At 65.9% G+C, this 20,973-nt stretch carries 18 protein-coding genes; 17 read left to right on the forward strand and 1 reads right to left on the reverse strand.

What is annotated here, in order from left to right:
* The first annotated feature begins 9 nt into the window (after positions 1-9).
* The 4 genes from XI05_RS38220 (at position 10) to XI05_RS38235 (ending at position 4,679) form a co-directional block, all read left to right on the forward strand.
* Positions 10-1,305 (forward strand): aminotransferase class III-fold pyridoxal phosphate-dependent enzyme, encoded by a 1,296-nt coding sequence (locus XI05_RS38220; RefSeq protein ID WP_271511466.1) that lies wholly within the window; start codon positions 10-12, stop codon positions 1,303-1,305.
* Positions 1,302-2,978 carry a long-chain-fatty-acid--CoA ligase gene (locus XI05_RS38225; protein ID WP_271511468.1) on the forward strand — a complete coding sequence of 559 codons (1,677 nt, stop codon included), beginning with the start codon at positions 1,302-1,304 and terminating at the stop codon, positions 2,976-2,978. Before XI05_RS38220 ends, XI05_RS38225 begins: the two co-directional genes overlap by 4 nt.
* Positions 2,979-3,081: 103 nt before the next feature.
* Positions 3,082-4,014 carry an N-carbamoyl-D-amino-acid hydrolase gene (locus tag XI05_RS38230; RefSeq protein ID WP_271511471.1) on the forward strand — a complete coding sequence of 311 codons (933 nt, stop codon included), beginning with the start codon at positions 3,082-3,084 and terminating at the stop codon, positions 4,012-4,014.
* On the forward strand, positions 4,011-4,679 hold the full coding sequence (locus XI05_RS38235) for a flavin reductase family protein (protein ID WP_271511482.1): 669 nt from the start codon (positions 4,011-4,013) through the stop codon (positions 4,677-4,679). Before XI05_RS38230 ends, XI05_RS38235 begins: the two co-directional genes overlap by 4 nt.
* Here XI05_RS38235 and XI05_RS38240 read toward each other — a convergent pair.
* The gene (locus XI05_RS38240; RefSeq protein ID WP_271511487.1) at positions 4,676-5,338 is read right to left on the reverse strand and encodes an aspartate/glutamate racemase family protein; all 663 of its coding nucleotides are present in this window, start codon (positions 5,336-5,338) and stop codon (positions 4,676-4,678) included. The two genes, XI05_RS38235 and XI05_RS38240, sit on opposite strands and share 4 nt — an antisense overlap.
* 56 nt (positions 5,339-5,394) lie before the next feature.
* On the opposite strand from XI05_RS38240, the gene hydA reads away from it, so the two are divergent.
* From hydA to XI05_RS38305, 13 genes are all read left to right on the forward strand, one after another.
* Complete coding sequence (hydA, locus tag XI05_RS38245; protein ID WP_271511490.1) at positions 5,395-6,864, forward strand: dihydropyrimidinase; 1,470 nt, start codon at positions 5,395-5,397, stop codon at positions 6,862-6,864.
* Between the two features lie 16 nt (positions 6,865-6,880).
* Positions 6,881-7,855 carry an NAD-dependent epimerase/dehydratase family protein gene (locus XI05_RS38250; protein ID WP_271511492.1) on the forward strand — a complete coding sequence of 325 codons (975 nt, stop codon included), beginning with the start codon at positions 6,881-6,883 and terminating at the stop codon, positions 7,853-7,855.
* A gap of 1 nt (position 7,856) precedes the next feature.
* Entirely contained in the window at positions 7,857-8,606 is a 750-nt protein-coding gene (locus XI05_RS38255) for an SDR family oxidoreductase (RefSeq protein ID WP_271511495.1), read from the forward strand.
* A complete protein-coding gene (locus XI05_RS38260; protein WP_271511497.1) occupies positions 8,603-10,039 on the forward strand; it encodes an NAD(P)-binding domain-containing protein in 1,437 nt (478 codons plus the stop codon). Before XI05_RS38255 ends, XI05_RS38260 begins: the two co-directional genes overlap by 4 nt.
* A gap of 119 nt (positions 10,040-10,158) precedes the next feature.
* On the forward strand, positions 10,159-11,778 hold the full coding sequence (locus XI05_RS38265) for an ABC transporter substrate-binding protein (protein WP_271511498.1): 1,620 nt from the start codon (positions 10,159-10,161) through the stop codon (positions 11,776-11,778).
* Positions 11,779-11,806: 28 nt separating this feature from the next.
* Positions 11,807-12,841, forward strand: a complete 1,035-nt coding sequence (locus tag XI05_RS38270) for an ABC transporter permease (RefSeq protein ID WP_271511961.1) — start codon at positions 11,807-11,809, stop codon at positions 12,839-12,841.
* Positions 12,838-13,686, forward strand: a complete 849-nt coding sequence (locus XI05_RS38275; RefSeq protein WP_271511500.1) for an ABC transporter permease — start codon at positions 12,838-12,840, stop codon at positions 13,684-13,686. The genes XI05_RS38270 and XI05_RS38275 overlap by 4 nt, the downstream gene beginning before the upstream one ends.
* Positions 13,683-15,353, forward strand: a complete 1,671-nt coding sequence (gene nikE, locus XI05_RS38280) for a nickel ABC transporter ATP-binding protein NikE (protein WP_271511503.1) — start codon at positions 13,683-13,685, stop codon at positions 15,351-15,353. The genes XI05_RS38275 and nikE overlap by 4 nt, the downstream gene beginning before the upstream one ends.
* A 141-nt stretch (positions 15,354-15,494) precedes the next feature.
* Positions 15,495-17,099, forward strand: coding sequence for an ABC transporter substrate-binding protein (locus XI05_RS38285; protein WP_271511506.1), 1,605 nt, complete (start codon positions 15,495-15,497; stop codon positions 17,097-17,099).
* A 17-nt stretch (positions 17,100-17,116) separates the two neighbouring features.
* Complete coding sequence (locus XI05_RS38290; RefSeq protein WP_172784406.1) at positions 17,117-18,058, forward strand: ABC transporter permease; 942 nt, start codon at positions 17,117-17,119, stop codon at positions 18,056-18,058.
* The gene (locus XI05_RS38295; RefSeq protein WP_271511513.1) at positions 18,055-18,978 is read left to right on the forward strand and encodes an ABC transporter permease; all 924 of its coding nucleotides are present in this window, start codon (positions 18,055-18,057) and stop codon (positions 18,976-18,978) included. The genes XI05_RS38290 and XI05_RS38295 overlap by 4 nt, the downstream gene beginning before the upstream one ends.
* Before the next feature lie 31 nt (positions 18,979-19,009).
* Positions 19,010-19,999, forward strand: a complete 990-nt coding sequence (locus XI05_RS38300; RefSeq protein WP_172784408.1) for an ABC transporter ATP-binding protein — start codon at positions 19,010-19,012, stop codon at positions 19,997-19,999.
* Complete coding sequence (locus XI05_RS38305) at positions 19,996-20,973, forward strand: ABC transporter ATP-binding protein (RefSeq protein ID WP_271511516.1); 978 nt, start codon at positions 19,996-19,998, stop codon at positions 20,971-20,973. The genes XI05_RS38300 and XI05_RS38305 overlap by 4 nt, the downstream gene beginning before the upstream one ends.

Genomic DNA, 20,973 nt, shown 5'->3' on the forward strand with positions numbered 1-20,973 from the left:
GCACCGGCGATGAGCAGATTGTTGCGAACCGGGCTGAATGCGGGCGAAGCCGCGCCGATGGCCGTGGTCGGTGGCGAGGGTGTCTATTTTCACCTTGCGGACGGCCGCAAGCTGATCGACGGCAGCAACACCGGCGGCGGTCTCGGCCATCGCCATCCCGCTATGGTGGAGGCGATCCGTCGCGCGGCGGATACGCCCGTCGTCAACGAGGGCTGGACCTGGGTTGGCCGCGAGCAGGCCGCCGACGATCTGATGGCCACCGCCTTCAAGGGCGAAGAGGATTGGGTCGGCGCGGTGCGCTTCTGCATCAGCGGCAGCGAGGCCAACGACATGGCACTGTCGCTGTGCCAGGCGCTGACGCAGCGCTCGGCGCTGGCAACGCGCGAGCGCGCCTATCACGGCATCACCGGGCTATCGCGCAGCATGACCGTGCAGCCGCAATGGCACGGCGGACTTGCAGTGCACGCAGGCGGCTCAAAACTGCCGGCGCCGATGGCACCGGTGCGGATCCTGCCGGCGCCGGATGGTGCGATCTATGGCGCGCCGGCCACCAATACGCCGCCGAGCGAATATCTCGCCGATGCCCCGCGCCTGCTCTCGGACACGGCGGCAACGATCATCGACTACACGCAAGGCGGCATCTATTACGACGGCGCCTATCAGGACGAGGTGGCGCGCTGTGCGCGGCAGGCGGGCTCGTACTGGATTGCGGACGAGGTCGTCACCGGCGCCGGTCGCGCGGGACGGTGGTTCGCCTTCCAGGGCGCGCAGAGCCGCCCCGACATCGTGACGCTCGGAAAGTCGCTCGGTGGTGGTGCGGCGGCGGTGGCTGCGGTCGTGGTGTCCAAGGACATCGTCGAGCGGCTCAAGGGCACGAGCTGGCAGAACTACGGCACGCTGCGCGGCCATCCGATCAGCATGGCCGCCGTCAGCGCCTATCTGAAGGTCGTCTCCGACGGGAAGATTCTGGAGCACGTCGCGAGTCTCGAAAAGCTGTTCACCCGCCGCCTGCTCGCGATCGCGCAAAAGCACCCGAGCGTGCAGCGTGTGGCCGGGCAGGGACTGCACTGGACGGTGGAGCTCTACGGTCCGGATTGGCGCACCTGGCATGCCGACACCACGGAGGTGCCGATCGCCTCGCGCGTCGCGGAGCGCGCGCTGGAGGCCGGCGCTGTCATCGGCACCAGCGGCGAGCAGACCTCGCTGTTCCTGGCACCGCCTCTGATCATCTCCGAGCGCGAGGCTAACCAGCTTCTGGACGCGCTCGACCACGGTCTCGATGTCGCTGACGAGGAGCACGGGTGAGCCACACAACGTCCCTGAGGTCACCGGCCTGGCCGGCGGACGAGCCCTGGCATCTCGCGATGCCGGAGGGGACGCTCTACGACGCGCTGGCGCGTGCTGAACGTGAACGACCATCGCATCCGGCGACGGTGTTCTACGGCGCGAGCCTGAGCTACGCCGAGCTGCGCGACCGGGTCGATGCCATGGCCGGCTTCCTGCAAAGCGTTTGCGGCATCAAGCGCGGCGACCGCGTCATGATCGCGCTGCAGAATTCGCCGCAATATATCGTCGCCTATTACGCGACGATGCGGGCGGACGCCGTGATCGTGCCGGTCAATCCCATGAACAAGACCGCCGAGATCGCGTATCTCGCTGCGGACAGCGGCGCCAGAGTTGCGATCATCGGCAGCGAGCTGAGCGATGTGTTTGCGCCGCTGATCGGCGAGGCCATCACGCATGCAATCGTCGCGCAATATCGCGACGAGGTTCCAGCCGCGACGCCCTACACGCTGCCGCTCTGCGTGACCGACGCGCCGTCGGAGGTGCCGTCGTCGCCGGGTTGGCATTCGTGGTCGCTCGCGATCGCGCAAGGCCTGCAGCCGGTTGCGATGGAGGCGGGGCCGGACGATCTCATGATCCTGCCCTACACGTCGGGCACGACAGGCAAGCCCAAGGCGTGCATGCATACAAATCGCAGCGCGCTGTTCACCGCCGTGTTGCAAGCGCGCTGGTATGGGCTCGATGGCGGTGACGTGATGACCGGCTTCATGCCGCTGTTCCATGTCGCGGGCATGCAGGGCTCGATGAATGCCGCCATTGTCGCCGGCGCCACGTTGCTGCTGATGGCGCGCTGGGACAAGGATCTGCTGCCGGATTTGTTCGAGACCTATGGCGTCACGTTCTGGAACGCCGCCCCGACCATGATCGTGGATGTGCTCGCCAGCGCCAGCTTCCGCGACAAATGCCTTGCCAAGCTCAAGGTGCTGACTGGCGGCGGCGCGGCGATGCCGACCGCGGTCGCTGAACGGCTCAAGGGGCGGTTCGGCCTGGATTTCGTCGAGGGCTACGGCATGACCGAGACGATGTCTCCGACGCACCTCAATCCGATGGCCGCACCGAAGCGGCAGTGCCTCGGCATCGCCGTGCACGAGACCGACGCCAGGGTGATCGATCCCGAACGCCTGATCGAGCTCGATGACAACGTGGTCGGCGAGATCATCGTGCACGGACCGCAGCTGCTGCAGGGTTACTGGAACAGGCCGCAGGCGGATACTGAGGCCTTCATCGAACGCGACGGCAAGCGGTTCCTGCGCACGGGCGATCTCGGCTACCGCGATGCCGACGGTTATTTCTTCGCCGTCGACCGCCTGAAGCGGATGATCAATGTCAGCGGCTTCAAGGTGTGGCCAGCCGAGGTCGAGGCGGCGATGTACCAGAACCGCGCCATCCGGGAATGCTGCATCATCTCAGCGCCGGACGGCTATCGCGGTGAGACCGTCAAGGCGCTGGTGGTGCTCGATGACGCCGCGCGCGCGACCACGTCGGAGGGCGACATCGTCGGCTGGGCACGCGGCGCGATGGCGAGCTACAAGGCGCCGCGCGCCGTCATCTTCGTCGAATCCCTGCCGCGCACCGCCAGCAACAAGATCAACTGGCGGCTGTTGCAGGATGCCGAATGGGGGCGGACGGCATGAAAGCTGCTTGGCTGGAATATCGGCACGGAGCCGCGTTATGCTTGGCGCGGCGGAAGATCCTACAAGCCGACCCTTCCCCCCAGACATCACCAGGAACTCGCTGATGCGCATCGTCAATGTCGCCGCCGCCCAGATGGGCCCGATCCAGAAAGCCGACAGCCGCGAGGTTGTGGTCAAGCGCATGATCGCGCTGATGGACGAGGCGAAAGCGAAGGGCGCCGACCTGATCGTCTATCCCGAGCTGGCGCTGACGACGTTCTTCCCGCGCTGGTACGTCGAGGACCGCGCCGAGTTCGACATCTGGTTCGAGCGCGAGATGCCGAACGCGGCAACCAGGCCGTTGTTCGAGCGCGCGGCGCAGCACCAGATGGCGATGAATTTTGGCTATGCCGAGCTGACGCCAGACGGTCATCATTTCAACACCGCGATCCTGACGGATAAATCCGGCAAGATCGTCGGCAAATACCGCAAGGTGCATCTGCCGGGCCATGTGGAATACGACACCAAGCGCTCGCATCAGCATCTGGAGAAACGCTATTTCGAGCCGGGCGATCTCGGCTTCAAGGTCTGGCGCGAGCTTGGCGGCATCATCGGCATGGCGATCTGCAATGATCGCCGCTGGCCCGAGACCTATCGCGTCATGGGGCTGCAGGGCGTCGAGATGGTGCTGATCGGCTACAACACGCCGTCCGTGAATGCCGAGAAGAGCGAGGAAGGCGTCGAGAAGCGCCTGTTCCACAACCGCCTCTCCGTGCAGGCCGGCGCCTATCAGAACGCGACCTGGGTGGTCGCGGTCGCCAAGGCCGGCAATGAGGATGGTCACCCGCTGTTCGGCGGCAGCCTGATCGTCGATCCCAATGGCGAGATCGTGGCCGAGGCCAAGACGGATGACGACGAGCTTCTGGTCCATGCCTGCGACCTCGATGCCACGGCCTTCGGCAAGACCACGATCTTCGATTTCTCCCGGCATCGCCGCATCGAGCATTACGGCCTGATCACCAGCCAGACCGGCGCCGTGCCGCCGCCGGAGAAATGACGCCGATGGCTGACAAGGGCATCTCCTTGCGTGAGCTCGATCCGCGCGATCGCTACAAGCTGCTTTGCGGCGTGGTGGTGCCGCGGCCGATCGCGCTGGTGACCACGCTGGACGAGAACGGCGCGGTGAATGCCGCGCCGTTCAGCTTCTTCAACGTGTTCTCCGAAAGCCCGGCCTTGATCGTGCTCGGGCTCCAGCACAAGCCGGATCACTCGCCGAAGGACACTACCCGCAACATCCATCGCGACGGCGAATTCGTCGTGCATATGGTGGACGAGGCGCTGTCGGTCGCGATGAACGACTGCGCGGTTGATTTCCCCTCAGGCGACAGCGAGGTCGCCGCGACGGGCCTGGCGACGCTTCCCTCCGTGGACGTGAAGGTGCCGCGCCTCGCTGCGGCGCCGTTCGCGCTGGAATGCCGGCGCCATGTCGTGCTGACCTTCTCGCCCGATCGCGAGCTGCTGGTCGGCGAGGTCGTGCGGGTTCACGCCCGCGAGGGCCTCGTCGATACCGCCAACATGTATGTCGATCTCGACGCCTATCGGCCGATCGGCCGCATGTTCGGCAACCTCTACACCACCCAGCGGGACACGTTTGCCCTGGTCCGCGAGAGCCATGCGCAATGGCTCGCGCGCCAGGAAACCAAAGAGCTGAAGGACGCCTAGTGGGCCGAGAACCGCACCGTACCCAGCGCCATGGTGACGGCCGCCTGTGTCGGGTCGATCACGGGAATGCGCAGCGCGTCTTCGAGCGCACGGCGGTGGCGCGCCATGCCGGCGCAGCCCATCACGATGGCGCGGGCGCCGTCCTCGTCGCGCAGCGCGCGGCCGACCTCGATCATCTTGGCGAGCGTGCCTTCACCGGAGGCGGTTTCGGCGACGCTCATGTTCAGCGGCCGCTCGCCGGAAAAGCGGTCGGTCAGGCCCATCTGCCTGAGATAGCGCATGTGCCGCGGGATCGAGCGCTGCGCGATCGCGATGACGCCGAAGGTCTCCGCGCGGGACAGCGCCGTCAGCACGCCGCACTCGGCAATGCCGAACACCGGCCGGTCGGTGCCTTCACGGCAGACCTGGAGCCCGGGATCGCTGTAGCAGGCGATGACGAAAGCGGCCGAGCTGTTGTCGGTTTCGACCAGCTTTCGCAAAGGAATCGCAACGCTATCGGCGTCCGCCTGGCTTTCGATGCCGAACGGACCCTCGGCCAGCGTCTGGCAGACCACTTCGGGTCCGCCTTCGAAATCGAGCGGCTTCAACGCATCCTCCAGCCCCTGCGTGACCTTGTGGTTGGAGTTCGGGTTGATGACGAGAATGCGCGGCCGGGACATGATGATCTTCCTGCGAAATTTAGCGAACGTGCCTTGAGCCTATCACGGAGTGCCTCATGACTGAACCCGCTTACGACCTGATCATCCGCGGCGGCCGTGTCGCCACCACGACCGACGTCTTCGAGGCCGACGTCGCCATCTCCGGCGAGACCATCGCGGCGATCGGCCGCGGGCTTCCGCCGGCAAAGCGCGAGATCGACGCACGCGGCAAGCTGGTGCTGCCCGGCGGCGTCGACAGTCACGCCCATATCGAGCAGCTGTCGGCCGCCGGCATCATGAACGCCGATACGTTCGAGAGCGCCACCGTCTCCGCCGCCTTCGGCGGCACCACCACGGTGATTCCGTTCGCGGCTCAACATGTCGGCATGAAGCTGCCGCAGGTCGTCGAGGATTATCACGCCCTGGCGAAGAAGGGCGCGGTGATCGATTACGCTTTTCACATGATCATTGCGGACGCGACCAAGGAGACGGTCGAGGAGCACATTCCCGCGCTGGTGAAGCAGGGCCATGCCTCGATCAAGATCTTCATGACCTACGATCGCCTCAAGGTCGACGACGAGCCGCTGCTCGACATCCTGCTCGCTGCGCGTCAGTCGGGTGCGATGCTGTGTGCCCACGCCGAGAACCACGGCATCATCGCCTGGATGGTGAAGCGGCTGCTGTCACGCGGCTACACGATGCCGAAATACCACGCCGTCAGCCACGCCCGCGTCTCTGAGGCGGAAGCCTTCACCCGGCTGATCGGCATGGCGGCGCTGATCGACCAGCCGATCATGATCTTCCATGTCTCGACAGCCGAGGGCGCCAAGGTGATCCGCGACTCGCGCGGGCAGGGGCTCAAGGTCTTCGCCGAGACCTGCCCGCAATACTTGTTCCTGACCGCTGCTGATCTCGACAAGCCGGGCGCCGAGGGTGCGAAGTGGATGTGCAGCCCGCCGCCGCGCACGCATGCCGACCAGGAGGCGCTGTGGCAGGCGCTCTCGCTCGGCGATCTCCAGACCATCTCGTCGGACCACGCGCCGTATCGCTATGACGAGACCGGCAAGTTGCGCGCCGGCCCCAATCCCAACTTCAAGCAGGTCGCCAACGGCCTGCCGGGCCTGGAGCTGCGGCTGCCGCTGTTGTTCGACGCGATGGTCTCGAAGGGACGGCTCGGCCTGGAAAAATTCGTCGAGCTGACCGCGACGGCGCCGGCCAAGATCTACAACCTGCATCCGCGCAAGGGCTCGATCGCCGTCGGCGCCGACGCCGATATCGCGATCTGGGATCCCAACCGCGAGACCGTGATCGCCGACGAGATGATGCACGATCTCGCCGGCTACACCCCGTTCGCGGGCCGCAGGCTGAAGGGCTGGCCGGTCTCGGTGCTCTCGCGCGGCCGCGTGATCATCGAAGGCAACAAGTGTCTTGCGGGCGCCGGGAGCGGCAAATTCCTGGCGCGCAGCGGCGGCGAGGCGGCCAGGCCGACCGGCCGGCTTGTTGCCGAGATGGATCCGGAGCGGAATTTTGGAGCCACGCTGCTGTGATGGTGGATCGCGCGCGATGAAGGTCGTCATCTTCGGCGGTACCGGCTTCGTCGGCCTCAATCTGGCCGAGGTGCTGCTTGCGCGCGGGCACGAGGTGACGCTGTATGATCGTGCACCGTTGCCGCCATCCGCGCAGCGATCTCTTGCCGACTACGGCGCACGGCTCAAAGCGGTGCAGGGCGATGTCACCGACGCAGACACCATCAATGCCCTTATCGCAAAGGGCTGCGATGCGATCGTGCTGGGCGCCGCGGTGACCGCTGGGGATGACCTCGAAAAGGCATCGACCGCGCGCGTTCTCGAGATCAACGTCATGGCCCAGATCCCGATCCTGCAAGCCGCGATCCGCCATGGCGTTCGCCGCGTCGTCAATCTGTCGTCGGCCTCGGCCTACGGCGCCGCGGGTGCGCGGGTCGACATTCTGGACGAGGAAACGCCCTGCGATCCCGTCTCGTTCTACGCCATCAGCAAGTTCACCTCGGAACGATCGGTGGCACGGCACGCCGAACTTTTTGGCGGTGATTTCCTGAGTGTGCGGTTGACTGCGGTCTTCGGGCCGTGGGAGCGCCCCGGTTCCGTGCGCGATACGCCGAGCCTCCAATATCAGATATTGGCCGCATTCGCTCGCGGCGAGCCGGCCATCATGCCGGAGCCGGGTCTACGAGACTGGACTTACGCGCCGGACGCTGCCGAAGCTGTCGCGATTCTGGTCGAAGCCGAGCGCCCTCGTCACCGGCTGTACAACATTTCGAACGGCGGGGCGTGGCCCGCATTGCAATGGGGCGAGGCGTTCGCAGCGTTGCATCCCGGCCTGGAGTGCCGGCTGGCGGCGCCCGGAGAGAAGACGGCCATCAAGCTGCACGGGCCCTATCGCGCGCCACTGTCGGTGACGCGAATGGCCGACGAATTCGGTTGGCACGCGCGGTTCGGCTGCGCCGCGTCCGCTGCCGCGATGAGCGCCTGGCTGAAGCAGCACAAGGAGTGGATCTGAGATGCGGCTGAATGGGCGCACCGCCATCATCACCGGCGCGGGCTCGGGCATCGGCCGCGCCAGCGCAAAACTGTTCGCGGAGGAGGGCGCGCGCCTTGCCCTGGTCGATCGTGATGCCGCTGGCCTCGAGGACACGCTGAGGCTGGTGAGCGAGGCAACGATGCATGTCGGCGACGTCGGCGATGCCGCATTCGCCGAGACGGTCGTCGGCGACGTCGTGGCCCGGCATGGCCGGCTCGACATCCTGATGACCGCTGCCGGTTTCTCCTGTGGCGGCACGGTGCTGACGACGAGCCTGGATGACTGGGATGCGGTGTTCCGCGCCAATGTCGGCGGCACCTGGCTGTGGGCGCGGGCCGCGGTGCCGCAGATGCAGCGGCAGAACAGCGGCTCGATCATCACGCTGGCCTCGCAGCTCGCCATTGCCGGCGGCAAGGGCAACAGCGCCTATATCGCGGCCAAGGGCGCGATCATCAGCCTGACTCGGACCATGGCGTTGGACTTCGCCACCGACGGCATCCGTGTCAACGCGATCGCGCCCGGTGCGATCGACACGCCGATGCTTCGCCGCAGCTTTGCCCGCCACGCCAATCCGGACGAAGTGCGCGACACCTCGCGCAACCGCCACGCCATGAAGCGGTTCGGCCAGGCCGAGGAGATCGCGCAGACCGCGCTGCATCTCGCCAGCGACGCCTCTTCGTTCACGACCGGCACCGTGATGGTGGTCGACGGAGGCTGGCTCGCGGCATGAGTGAGGCGCTCACCCAGCTCGAAGCCGATATTCGCGCCGATCTCGCCAGGATCGCGCATCCCGGCGCTGCCTGGCTCGAACCGAAAACGGGACCCGACGGCAAACCGGCGCTGGATGTCCTCATCATCGGCGCCGGTCAGTCCGGCATCGCCATCAGCTTCGGCCTGCTGCGCTCGCGCGTCAGCAACATTCTGCTGATCGACAAGGCCGAGGAGGGCAAGGAGGGCCCGTGGCTCACCTATGCCCGGATGCCGACGTTGCGCAGCCCGAAGGACTACACCGGGCCCGATCTCGACATCCCCAGCCTGACTTACCAATCCTGGCATGAGGCCCGATTCGGCAAGGCGAGCTGGCAGGAGCTCGGCCTGATCACGCGCGAGCATTGGGCGGAATATCTGCTCTGGCTCCGGCGTACGGTCGGCTTGCCGGTGCACAATGCTTGTGAACTGCTGGAGATCGGGCCGGCGGCTGACGGCCTTCTCGCTGCGCGCGTGAAACGGGCAGGAGAGGTCGAAACGCTCTATGCCCGCAAGATCGTGCTCGCGACGGGGCAGGAGGGCATGGGCGATTGGATGATCCCCCAGCAGCTGGCGCATCTGCCGGCGAGCTCTATTGCGACCGTCGCCGACGATATCGATTTCGAAAGCCTGCGCGGCAAGCGCGTCGCCGTCATCGGTGCCGGCGCCTCCGCCTTCGACAATGCGGCGACGGCTCTGGAAGCCGGAGCCGCCGAGGTGCACCTGCTGTGCCGCCGTGCGCAGATCCAGGTCATCCAGCCCTATCGTTGGCTGACCTTTCGCGGCTTCCTGCGTCATCTCAGCGATCTCGACGATGCCTGGCGCTGGCGCTTCATGCGCAAGATCCTCGAAATGCGCGAGGGATTTCCGCAACCGACCTATGACCGCTGCGCGCGTCACGCCAATTTCACATTGCACGAGGGCGCGCCGCTCGAGGCCGCGCGCGAGACCGACAGAGGCGTCGAATTGCAGACGCCGCGCGGCCACGTCATGGCAGACTTCGTCATCTGCGGCACCGGCATCGACATGAACTTTGCCGGGCGCGGCGAGCTCGCCAAATTCGCCGGCAACATCGCCACCTGGGCCGACCGCTATCATCCGCCGGAAAACGAGCGCAACGAACGGCTCGGCCGCTTTCCCTATCTCGCCGACGACTATTCCTTCACCGAGCGCGTGCCAGGCGAGACGCCCTGGATCTCCGACGTCCATCTCTTCGCCATCGCCTCCACCATGAGCTTCGGTCCGTCAGGATCGTCGATCAACGCGATGACGACCGCCGTTCCAAAGCTGGTCCACGGCCTGACGCGCGGCCTGTTCCGCGCCGATCTCGAACGGCACTGGGCTTCGCTCAGCGCCTATGACGTGCCGCAGGCCGTGGTTACGCGGCCGGCGCGAGAAATGGGGGAATCGCTGTGATCATCCATGCGCCGCCGCGGCGATGCGTCCCCAAAAACGCCCGATGAGACTGGCGCGCAACTTGCTTCCTTCTTAACCTGCCTTGCTGGCGTTCTCGTTCGAAATTCAGGGAAAAACCAATGCGTTTTGTGTCTTTCAGGCCGGCGACCTGCGTGCTCGCTACCACTGCGCTGTTGCTCATCGCCACCGCGCCGTCGCAAGCGCAAACCCGGGCCGAGACGCTGCGCTATGTCACCGGCGCATCCGTCAACACGCTCGATCCCAACATTCCCGGCTCGACCCGCGAATCCTTCGCGCTGAGCATGAGCACCTATGACCGGCTGGTGGCATTCGGCCGCAAGCAGCTCAACGGCAAATGGGTGTTCGACCTCGACACGATCACCGGCGAGCTCGCCGAATCCTACGACGTCAGTCCGGACGGCCTGAAGATCACTTTCCGCCTGCGCAAGGATGCAAAATTCCAGGACGGCTCGCCGGTCACCGCCGAGGACGTCAAGTGGTCGCTCGACCGCTGCGTCACCGCGCCGATCCTCGGCAAGGCGCAGCTGCTGACGGGATCTCTGACGTCGGCCGATCAGTTCAAGGTGATCGATCCCCTCACCATCGAGGTGACGCTGCCAAAACCCGACAAGCTTGCGCTGCCGAATCTCGCCACCGTCTATCCGATGATCATCAACTCGAAAGTGGCAAAGGAGCACGCGACGGCTGACGATCCCTGGGCCACGGCCTGGCTGAAGGAGCACACCGCCGGCAGCGGCGCCTACGCGGTCGAGAGCTTCAAGCCCGGCGAGCAGGTGATCATCAAGCGCGACGAGAGCTGGAACCGCGGCGCGGCCAACAAGCCCGCGTTCTTCAAGCGCGTGATCGTGCAGTCGGTGCCGGAGCCGGCGACGCGCGCCAACCTCGTCGAGCGCGGCGATGCCGATCTCGTGCTCGATCTGCAGGCGAGCGACGTGCAGTCGCTGGAGGCCAAGGGCAAGCTCAAGGTGATCTCGACGCCGCAATACAACGCCGTCACCTTCGTCTCGATGAACAACCAGATCCCGCCCTTCGACAACGTCAATGTACGCCGCGCCATCGCTTCCGCGCTGCCCTATGAGGACATGTTCAAGGCCGCTCTATTCGGCCGGGGGGCGCCGCTGTTTGGCGCGACCTGGGCGGACGGCAAGCCGGCGAACGGCATCTATCCGTTCCAGCAGCCGCTGAAGCTCGATCTCGACAAGGCCAGGGAATACCTCAAGGCCGCAGGTCTTCCCGAGGGCTTCTCGACCACCTTCAGCTTCAATGTCGGCCAGGCTTCGACCGCCGAGCCGATGGCGGCCCTCGTCAAGGAGTCGCTTGGCAAGATCGGCATCAAGGTCGACATCCAGAAGCTGCCGGACGCACAGATGTCGACGCAGATCAACGAGAAGAAGCTGCCGTTCTTCACCGAAGGTATCGTCGCATGGCTGCCGTCGACCGACTATTTCTACCGCAACTTCTACACCGGCAGTCAGCGCTGGAATTACAGCTCGATCAACAACCCCGACCTTGCGGCGATTGCGCAGGAGGCGCGCTTCGAGCCGGATAAGGCCAAGTACGAGGAAGCTGGCCGCAAGCTCAACGCGATGCATTTCGACCTGATGCCGCAAATCATGCTGTGGCAACCCAATCAGGACGCGGTCATGGCGCCGTCGATCGAAGGCTACACTTACGAGTTCCATCGCCAGGTAGATTATCGCGATGTCAGCCGCAAGTGACATCCGTGGCCAGCAGGAACGCTGAATGGTGACGACCGGTCTTGGTGCAACGATGGTGCGGGCGGGCAGGCGGCTCTTGTCGTCGCTGCCGGCACTGTTCGGTGTGCTGGTCTTCACCTTCCTTTTGATGCGCGTCCTGCCCGGCGACCCCGCGGTGTTCTTCGCCTCGGGGCCCAATGCCGGCAAGGAGGAGATCGAGCAGATCCGCAAGCAGATGGGGCTCGACAAATCCGTGCCGGAGCAGCTCGTGTTCTATCTCTCCGACATCGGCCACGGCAATCTCGGCCGCTCGATGATGACCGGCCAGCCGGTGCTGAAGGACCTCCGCGAGCGGCTGCCGGCCTCGCTGGAGCTCACCTTCACCGCGCTGTTGATCGCGCTGATCGCGGCGGTGCCGCTCGGCGTCATCGCGGCGCTGCGGCCGGGATCCATCATCGATCACGGCGTGCGGCTATTCTGCGCGCTCGGCGTTTGCGTGCCGACCTTCGTCTCGGGCCTGCTGTTGATCTACGTCTTCTATTATCTGCTCGGGCTGGCCCCTGATCCGACCGGGCGGATCGACGTCTTCACCTCGCTGCCGCCGCAGCGCACCGGCTTTCTTTGCATCGATTTCCTGCTCGCCGGCGATATTGAGGGCTGGTGGGCGGCCTGCAGGCAGTTGATCCTGCCGGCGGTGAGCATGGCACTGTTCGTGATCGCGCCGCTGGCGCGGATCACGCGGGCCTCGATGCTGGTCTCGCTCGGCAGCGATTTCGTGCGAACCGCGCGCTCGGTCGGATTGTCCTGGCGCAAGGTTGTCGTCACCTATGCGCTCCGCAACGCGATCCTGCCCGTCATCACCATCGCCGGCATCGTGTTCTCGACCATGCTGGGCGCCAATGTGCTGGTGGAGAAAGTGTTCTCCTGGCCGGGCGTGGCCTCCTATGCGCTCGATGCGCTGCTGTCGTCCGACTATGCGCCGGTGCAGGGCTTCGTGCTGCTGATGGCCAGCCTGTTCGTGCTCGTCAATCTCGTCGTGGACATCTGCTACGGCATCGCCGACCCCAGGGTGTCGATCGAATGACAGCCGCAACCCTCCGCCATTCGGTCTGGATTTTGCGCGGCAACCCGCTCACGGCGGTGGCTGCGGCCGGGGTGACGCTGTTCGTCCTGGTTGCGATCTTTGGTCCCTGGATCGTGCCCTATGATCCCGTGGTCTCTAATGTCTCGGAAGCCCTGCAGCCGCCGAGCGCCACGCATCTCGCCGGCACTGACCAACTCGGCCGCGACGTGTTCAGCCGTCTCATCATCGCTGCACGGCTCGACCTTGCCATCGCAGTCTCCGCGGTCGGCATCTCGTTCGTGATCGGGGCCGTCGTCGGCGCGTTCTGCGGCTATGCCGGCGGACGGCTCGATCGCGCCGTCGGCCGCTTCGTCGACGTCATGATGGCGTTTCCGCTGTTCGTGCTGGCGATGGCGATGGTCGCCGCTCTCGGCAACCGGATCGAGAACATCGTGATCGCAACCGCGATCATCAATCTTCCCTTCTACATCCGCTTCGCGCGCGCCGAGGTCAACGTCCGGCGCAATGTCGGCTGGGTTGAGGCCGCGCGCGCCTGCGGCGAGAGCCATTTCTCGGTGGTGCTGCGCTTCCTGCTGCCGAACATCCTGCCGGCGATGGCGGTGCAGATCTCGCTCAATCTGGGCTGGGCCATTCTCAATGCCGCCGGCCTGTCCTTCATCGGCCTCGGCGTCAAGCCGCCGACGCCGGAATGGGGCATCATGGTCGCGGAAGGGGCGCGCTTCATCTCGACCGGACGCTGGTGGCTGGTGGCCTTTCCGGGCCTTGCGCTGATGCTGGCGGTGCTGTGCTTCAACCTCCTCGGCGACGGGATGCGGGACATTCTCGATCCCCGGATGCGCACATGAGCGAGGACCTGCTCAGGATCGACGACCTCCACGTCTCGTTCTCGACGCGGCGGGGCATGATCGAGGCCGTGCGCGGCGTGACGCTCACCGTCAAGGCCGGTGAAATGCTCGGCCTCGTCGGCGAGAGCGGCTCGGGCAAGTCGGTCACCGGCTTTGCGACGACGCGGCTGCTGGATGCCGCCGGCCGCGTCACCGGCGGCAAGATCCTGTTTCGCGGGCAGGACGTCACCAAGCTCCGCGGCGATGATCTGCGACAGCTGCAGGGCGCTGCCATGTCGATGATCTTCCAGAACCCGCGGGCGGCGCTCAATCCGATCCGCGCGATCGGCCTGCAGATCGCGGACGCGATCCTCACCCACAAGCGTATCTCGAAAGAGGCCGCGCGCGGCGAGGCGCTGGAGTTGCTGCGCGCGGTCCAGATCCGCGATCCCGAGGCGCGGATGACCGCCTATCCGCACGAGCTCTCCGGCGGCATGTGCCAGCGCGTCATGATCGCGATCGCGATCTCCTGCAATCCTGCGCTGTTGATCGCGGACGAGCCGACCACCGGCCTCGACGTCACCACGCAGAAGGTGGTGATGGATCTCCTGGCAGACATTGCCGCCGCGCGCGGCATGGCGACGATCCTGATCACGCACGACCTCGGCCTTGCGGCGCGCTATTGCCGCCGCATCGCCGTGATGGAGCGCGGCCGCATCGTCGAGGAGGCGAGCCCCAGCACGCTCTTCGGCGCGCCGCAGCACGCCTATACGAGGCGCTTGGTTGCGGCATCGCCAACGGCGACGTCACGGATCGAAGATCTCGTGACGGAGGAAGAGCGCGAGCGTTACGCCACTGCCATCACCAAGCCCAGGCAGGAGCGAGCGCACGGCACGCCGCCGCTGCTGGAGGTGCGCAAGCTCGCCAAGCGCTTCGATCAGGGCTCTGCCGCGGTGGCCGACTTCTCGATGACGATGGCCGGCGGCGAGAGCGTCGGGCTGGTCGGCGAATCCGGCTCAGGCAAGAGCACGACGTCGCGCATGATCTGCCGCCTGATCGATCCGAGCGAGGGCGACATCGTGTTCGACGGGCAGTCGATCGGCCACGTGGCGGCGCGCGATTTCCACCGCTCGCTCTTGCGCAAAGACATCCAGATGGTCTTTCAGGACCCGAACGAGAGCCTCAACCCGCGTTTCACGGCGTTCGATTGCATTGCCCATCCCTTGATGCGTCTCGACGGCATGCGCGCCGGCGATGGGCTTCGCAAGCGGGTGGAGGAATGCGCTGAGCGGGTCGGACTGCCGCTCGATCTGCTGCCGCGGTTTCCGCATCAGCTCTCGGGCGGTCAGAAAGCCCGCGTCGGCATTGCCCGCGCCATCGCCTGCCGGCCGCGGCTCCTGGTGCTGGACGAGCCGACCGCCGCGCTCGACGTCTCGGTGCAGGCGGTTGTGCTGCAGCTGCTCGATCGACTCAGGCGCGAGAACGACATTGCGCTGCTGTTCGTCAGCCACGACCTCAACGTGGTGCGCATGCTGTGCGACCGCACCATCGTGCTGCGCAACGGCGGCATCGTGGAGCAGGGCGAGAGCCGGGCCCTGTTCGATAATCCGAAGACCGACTACACGCGCAAGCTGGTCGAGGCGATTCCGCATTTCGAAGCCGGGCCGGCCCTGGCGACCGCTCTTTGAGGCCGGGATCAGCCCAAATGGCGGTGAGATCCCACTGGCGATGGCGCATTTAGTGGCATACCATTTGCTTGCAAATGGGCTCGGTTTCACTTGCCCTTTGCCAATGAACAGCTGGCATCACGGCATTACTGGGAGGACTTCATGGATCGCAGGACGGTATTGAAGGGGTTGGCGGGCGCGGGCGGTCTGGCATTGACGGGCGGCCTGTCGGCCCCGGCGATCGCCCAGGGCGCCGCGGCCCGCACCCTGCGTTTCGTGCCGCAGGCCAATCTCGCCAATTTCGACCCGATCTGGGGCACGCAATATGTCGTGCGCAATGCCGCCGCGATGGTCTGGGACACGCTCTACGGCATCGATTCCTCGCTGAAGCCGCAACGCCAGATGGTCGAGTCCGAGGAGGTGACCGACGACGGCACGACCTGGACGTTCAAGCTGCGCTCCGGGCTCAAGTTCCACGATGGCGAGCCGGTGCTCAGCAAGGACGTCGTGGCAAGCCTGACGCGCTGGTCGGCGCGCGATCCGATGGGTCTGATGATCAAGGCGCTGCAGCAGGAGCTGACCGCTGTCGACGATCGCACATTCAAATGGGTGCTCAAGCAGCCCTTTCCGAAGATGCTCTACGCGCTGGCCAAGAACAACTCGCCTTGCGGCTTCATCATGCCGGAGCGCATCGCGCAGACCGATCCGTTCAAGCAGATCACCGACTATGTCGGTTCCGGGCCGATGAAGTTCGTCAAGGGCGAATGGGTGCCGGGCGCGAAGGCGGTGTTCGAGAAATTTGCGGACTACGTGCCGCGGCAGGAGAAGGCGTCCTGGCTCGCGGGCGGCAAGCAGATGCAGCTCGATCGCATCGAATGGATCGTGATGCCGGATCCGGCCACGGCCGCCGCTGCCTTGCAGAACGGCGAGGTCGATTGGTGGGAAAACCCGATTGCCGACCTCGTGCCTGTCCTGAAGAAGAACAAGAACATCAGCGTCGACATCGGCGATCCGCTGGGCAATATCGGCTCGTTCCGGATGAACCATCTGTTCGCGCCGTTCAACGACGTGCGGGCGCGGCGTGCCGTGCTGATGGCGCTCAGCCAGGAAGACTATATGCGCGCGATCGTCGGCGACGACACCGCGCTCTGGAAGCCGCTGCCCGGCTTCTTCACGCCGGAGACGCCGCTCTACAGCGAAGTCGGTGGCGAGATCCTGAAGGGCAAGCGCGATTTCGATGCGGCCAAGAAGCTGCTCGCCGAGAGCGGCTATTCCGGCCAGCCGGTGACCTGCATCGTGGCGCAGGATCAGCCGATCACCAAGGCAATGGGTGACGTCACCGCGGACCTGCTCAAGAAGCTCGGCATGAATGTCGATTTCGTCGCCACCGATTGGGGCACGGTCGGCTCCCGTCGCGCGCAGAAGACGCCGCCGGGACAGGGCGGCTGGAACATGTTCCACACCTGGCATGCCGGCGCGGACTGCATCAATCCGGCTCCCTACACCGCCATCCGCGCCAACGGCGACAAGGCCTGGTTCGGCTGGCCGAACAGCCCCGGCACCGAGAAGGAGGTTGCGTCCTGGTTCGAGGCCAAGAGCCTCGACGAGGAGAAGGCTGCCATCGGTCGCCTCAACAAGGCGGCGCTCGACGACGTGGTCTACGCGCCCACGGGCTTCTTCCTGAGCTACACCGCCTGGCGCAAGAACGTCTCCGGCGTCACCAAGGGGCCGCTGCCGTTCTTCTGGGGCGTGTCGAAGACTGCATGATCGTGCGCTGAGGCCAGATGCTCTCCTACATCCTCCGTCGCATCGTCGCGACCTTGCCAGTCATGGCCATCGTCGCGCTGTTCGTGTTCAGCCTGCTCTACATCGCGCCCGGTGATCCGGCCGTGGTGATCGCGGGCGACCAGGCGAGCCCGGAGGATGTGGAGCGCATCCGCCAGAGCCTCGGCCTCGACCGGCCCTTCCTGGTCCAGTTCGGAAGCTGGGTCTGGCGCATCCTGCACGGCGATCTCGGCACCTCGATCTTCACCAACCTGCCGGTCTCGGCGATGATCGGGCAGCGTCTCGGACCGACGCTGTCGCTGATGATCGTCACGCTGCTGCTGACGGTCGTGGTGGCGGTGCCGCTCGGCGTGGTGGCGGCATGGAAGGCCGGCAGCCTGATCGATCGCGTCATCATGGGCTTTGCCGTGTTCGGATTCTCGCTGCCCGTCTTCGTGGTCGGCTACATGCTCGCCTACATCTTCGCGCTGGAGCTGGAATGGCTGCCGGTGCAGGGCTACACGCCGCTCAGCTCCGGCTTCTGGCCGTGGCTCGAGAACCTGATCCTGCCGGCGGTCGCGCTCGGCTGCGTCTATATCGCGCTGGTCGCCCGCATCACGCGGGCAGCCATGCTCGAAGTGCTGCAGCAGGACTATATCCGCACCGCCAAGGCCAAGGGCCTCGGGCAGGGCGGCATCCTGTTCATCCACGCCCTGAAGAACGCGGCGGTGCCGATCGTCACCGTGATCGGGATCGGCATCGCGCTCCTGATCGGCGGTGCGGTCGTCACCGAGAGCGTGTTCGCGATCCCCGGCCTCGGCCGCCTCACCATCGATGCCATCCTGCGCCGCGACTATCCGGTGATCCAGGGTATCGTGCTGCTGTTCAGCTTCGTCTACGTCCTCGTCAATCTGATGATCGACGTCGTCTACACGCTCGTTGACCCGAGGATCCGCTATTGACCGACACCACCGTCAATCCACAATCGCTTCCGGCCGGCCTCGTCCTCGCACCGCAACTGCCCGAGATCCTGCGGCCGGTCAGGATACGGCGCGGCTTCGTCGGCCTGCTGCGCGGCCATCCGACGGTCGCGATCGGCGGCGCGCTGCTGCTGGCGCTGGTGCTGATCGCGGTCTTTGCGCCTTACCTCGGCACGGTCGACCCGACCGCGCTTGCGCCCGCCAAGCGCACCCGCGCGCCGTCGGCCGATTTCTGGTTCGGCACCGACGTGCTCGGCCGCGACATTTATTCGCGCGTGCTGTTCGGCGCACGCGTCTCGCTCACGGTCGGCCTGTCGGTCGCGATCTTCGCGTCGGCGATCGGCCTTGCCATCGGCATGGTCTCCGGCTTCATCCGCTGGGCCGACGGCATCCTGATGCGGTTCATGGACGGGCTGATGTCGATCCCGCCGATCCTGCTGGCGATCGCGCTGATGGCGCTGACGCGCGGCAGCGTCGGCAACGTCATCCTGGCGATCACCGTGGCCGAGATCCCGCGCGTCTCGCGCCTCGTCCGCAGCGTCGTGCTGTCCTTGCGCGAACAGCCCTATGTGGACGCGGCGGTGGCCTGCGGCACCCGCACGCCGATGATCATCCTGCGCCATATCTTGCCCAACACCGTTGCGCCGATGCTGGTGCAGGCGACCTATATCTGCGCCAGCGCCATGATCACGGAGGCGATCCTGTCCTTCATCGGCGCCGGCACGCCGCCGACCATCCCGTCCTGGGGCAACATCATGGCCGAGGGCCGTGCGCTCTGGCAGGTGAAGCCCTACATCGTGTTCTTCCCGGCGGCGTTCCTGTCCGTCACCGTGCTCGCCGTGAATCTGCTCGGCGACGGCCTTCGCGATGCGCTCGACCCGCGCATGGCCAAGAGTCTGTGATGTTGCCTCTGATGGATCGAGGCTGATTGCGATGGCATTGCTCGAAGTCGAGAATCTCCAGACCCATTTCCGCACGCCCGGCGGCATCAACCGCGCGGTCGACGGGGTGTCCTTCCATGTCAACGAGGGCGAGACGCTCGCCATCGTCGGCGAGTCCGGCTGCGGCAAGTCGGTGACGTCGATGTCACTGATGCGGCTGATTCCGGAGCCGCCGGGCCGGATCGCAGGCAGCATCCGCTTCGCGGGCAGGGATCTCCTGAAGCTGTCCGACCGCGAGATGCGCGCGATCCGCGGCAACGACATCTCGATGATCTTTCAGGAACCGATGACGAGCCTCAACCCGGTGCTCACCGTCGGCCGCCAGATCCGCGAGACCTTGATGATCCATCAGGGCCTCGACAAGCAGGCGGCGGAGGCGCACGCGGTCGAGATGCTGACCCTGGTCGGCATTCCCGAGCCGAAACGGCGCGTCGGCGAATATCCGCACCAGTTGTCCGGCGGCATGCGCCAGCGCGTGATGATCGCGGTGGCGCTGGCCTGCAATCCGAAGCTTCTGATTGCGGACGAGCCGACCACCGCGCTCGACGTGACGATCCAGGCGCAGATCCTGAAGCTGATGCTGGATCTGAAGCGCCGGGTCGGTGCCGCCATCATCCTGATCACCCACGATCTCGGCGTCGTCGCCGAGATCGCCGAGCGCGTCATGGTGATGTATGCCGGCCGCAAGGTCGAGGAGGCGCCGGTGGCCGAGCTGTTCCGTTCGCCGCGCCATCCCTATACGCAAGGGCTGTTGGGTGCGGTGCCGAAGCTCGGCTCCTCGCTCGCGGGCACCGCGACCCGCCTCGCCGAGATTCCCGGGCAGGTGCCCGACCTTCGCAAGCCGATCACGGGCTGCGTCTTCGCCGGCCGCTGCGCGCTCGCGACCGACCTCTGCCGGCAATATGCGCCGGGACTGGAAGAGAAGGGCCCGCGCCACGTCGCCGCCTGCCACTACGCTGCCAAGGGAGCTGTTGCGGCATGAGTCCTCCGCTGCTCCAGGTCAACGACCTCAAGAAGCATTTTCCGATCAACAAGGGCCTCTTCGGGCGGCAAACCGAATTCGTCTATGCGGTCGACGGCGTGTCGTTCGAGATCGCGCGCGGCGAGACCTTGTCGCTGGTCGGCGAGTCCGGCTGCGGCAAGTCGACGGTCGGCCGCGCCATCCTGCGGCTGTTCGAGATCACCTCGGGCCAGGTCATCCTGGACGGCCAGAGGATCGACGACGCCGCACCGAGCACGATGCGCCAGATGCGCCGCCGCGTGCAGGTGGTGTTCCAGGATCCGTTCTCGAGCCTCAATCCGCGCATGCGCGTGCGCGACATTCTCGCCGAGCCGATCCGCAATTTCGGCCTCGCCAAATCCGCGGAGGACCTCGAGGTCCGTGTCACGTCGCTGATGGACACGGTGCGCCTGCCGCGCGAGGCGCTGAACCGCAGGCCGCACGAATTCTCCGGCGGCCAGCGTCAGCGCATCGGCATTGCGCGGGCGCTCGCGGCCGAGCCGGAGCTGATCGTCTGCGACGAGGCGGTCTCCGCGCTCGACGTTTCAGTCAAGGCGCAGATCGTCAATCTGCTGCAGGATCTCCAGCGCGAGTTCGGCCTCGCGCTGCTGTTCATCAGCCACGATCTCGCCATCGTCGAGCACATGACCCACCGCGTGGCGGTGATGTATCTCGGCAAGATCGTCGAGGTGGCACCACGTCGCGAGATCTTTGCCGCGCCGAGGCACCCCTATACCAAGGCGCTGCTTTCGGCCGTGCCGCTGCCGGAGCCCGGAGCCCAGCGCAATCCCATCATCCTCAAGGGCGACGTGCCGAGCCCGATCAACCCGCCGAAGGGGTGTCGCTTTCATACCCGGTGTCCCTTCGTCTTCGATCGTTGCCGGACCGAGGAGCCGGCGCTGCGCGCGATAGGACCCGAGCAGTGGGTGGCCTGTCACCTCGAAGAGCCGCCGTAG

It is taken from the genome of Bradyrhizobium sp. CCBAU 11357 (genome assembly GCF_028128865.1).
Lineage (GTDB): Bacteria > Pseudomonadota > Alphaproteobacteria > Rhizobiales > Xanthobacteraceae > Bradyrhizobium.

Coding starts and splice junctions, on each gene's coding strand:
- XI05_RS38220 (WP_271511466.1), top strand. CDS start 10: ATGAGCAGATTGTTGCGAACCGGGCTGAATGCGGGCGAAGCCGCGCCG.
- XI05_RS38230 (WP_271511471.1), top strand. CDS start 3,082: ATGCGCATCGTCAATGTCGCCGCCGCCCAGATGGGCCCGATCCAGAAA.
- XI05_RS38235 (WP_271511482.1), top strand. CDS start 4,011: ATGACGCCGATGGCTGACAAGGGCATCTCCTTGCGTGAGCTCGATCCG.
- XI05_RS38240 (WP_271511487.1), bottom strand. CDS start 5,338: ATGTCCCGGCCGCGCATTCTCGTCATCAACCCGAACTCCAACCACAAG.
- hydA (WP_271511490.1), top strand. CDS start 5,395: ATGACTGAACCCGCTTACGACCTGATCATCCGCGGCGGCCGTGTCGCC.
- XI05_RS38250 (WP_271511492.1), top strand. CDS start 6,881: ATGAAGGTCGTCATCTTCGGCGGTACCGGCTTCGTCGGCCTCAATCTG.
- XI05_RS38255 (WP_271511495.1), top strand. CDS start 7,857: ATGCGGCTGAATGGGCGCACCGCCATCATCACCGGCGCGGGCTCGGGC.
- XI05_RS38260 (WP_271511497.1), top strand. CDS start 8,603: ATGAGTGAGGCGCTCACCCAGCTCGAAGCCGATATTCGCGCCGATCTC.
- XI05_RS38265 (WP_271511498.1), top strand. CDS start 10,159: ATGCGTTTTGTGTCTTTCAGGCCGGCGACCTGCGTGCTCGCTACCACT.
- XI05_RS38275 (WP_271511500.1), top strand. CDS start 12,838: ATGACAGCCGCAACCCTCCGCCATTCGGTCTGGATTTTGCGCGGCAAC.
- nikE (WP_271511503.1), top strand. CDS start 13,683: ATGAGCGAGGACCTGCTCAGGATCGACGACCTCCACGTCTCGTTCTCG.
- XI05_RS38285 (WP_271511506.1), top strand. CDS start 15,495: ATGGATCGCAGGACGGTATTGAAGGGGTTGGCGGGCGCGGGCGGTCTG.
- XI05_RS38290 (WP_172784406.1), top strand. CDS start 17,117: ATGCTCTCCTACATCCTCCGTCGCATCGTCGCGACCTTGCCAGTCATG.
- XI05_RS38300 (WP_172784408.1), top strand. CDS start 19,010: ATGGCATTGCTCGAAGTCGAGAATCTCCAGACCCATTTCCGCACGCCC.
- XI05_RS38305 (WP_271511516.1), top strand. CDS start 19,996: ATGAGTCCTCCGCTGCTCCAGGTCAACGACCTCAAGAAGCATTTTCCG.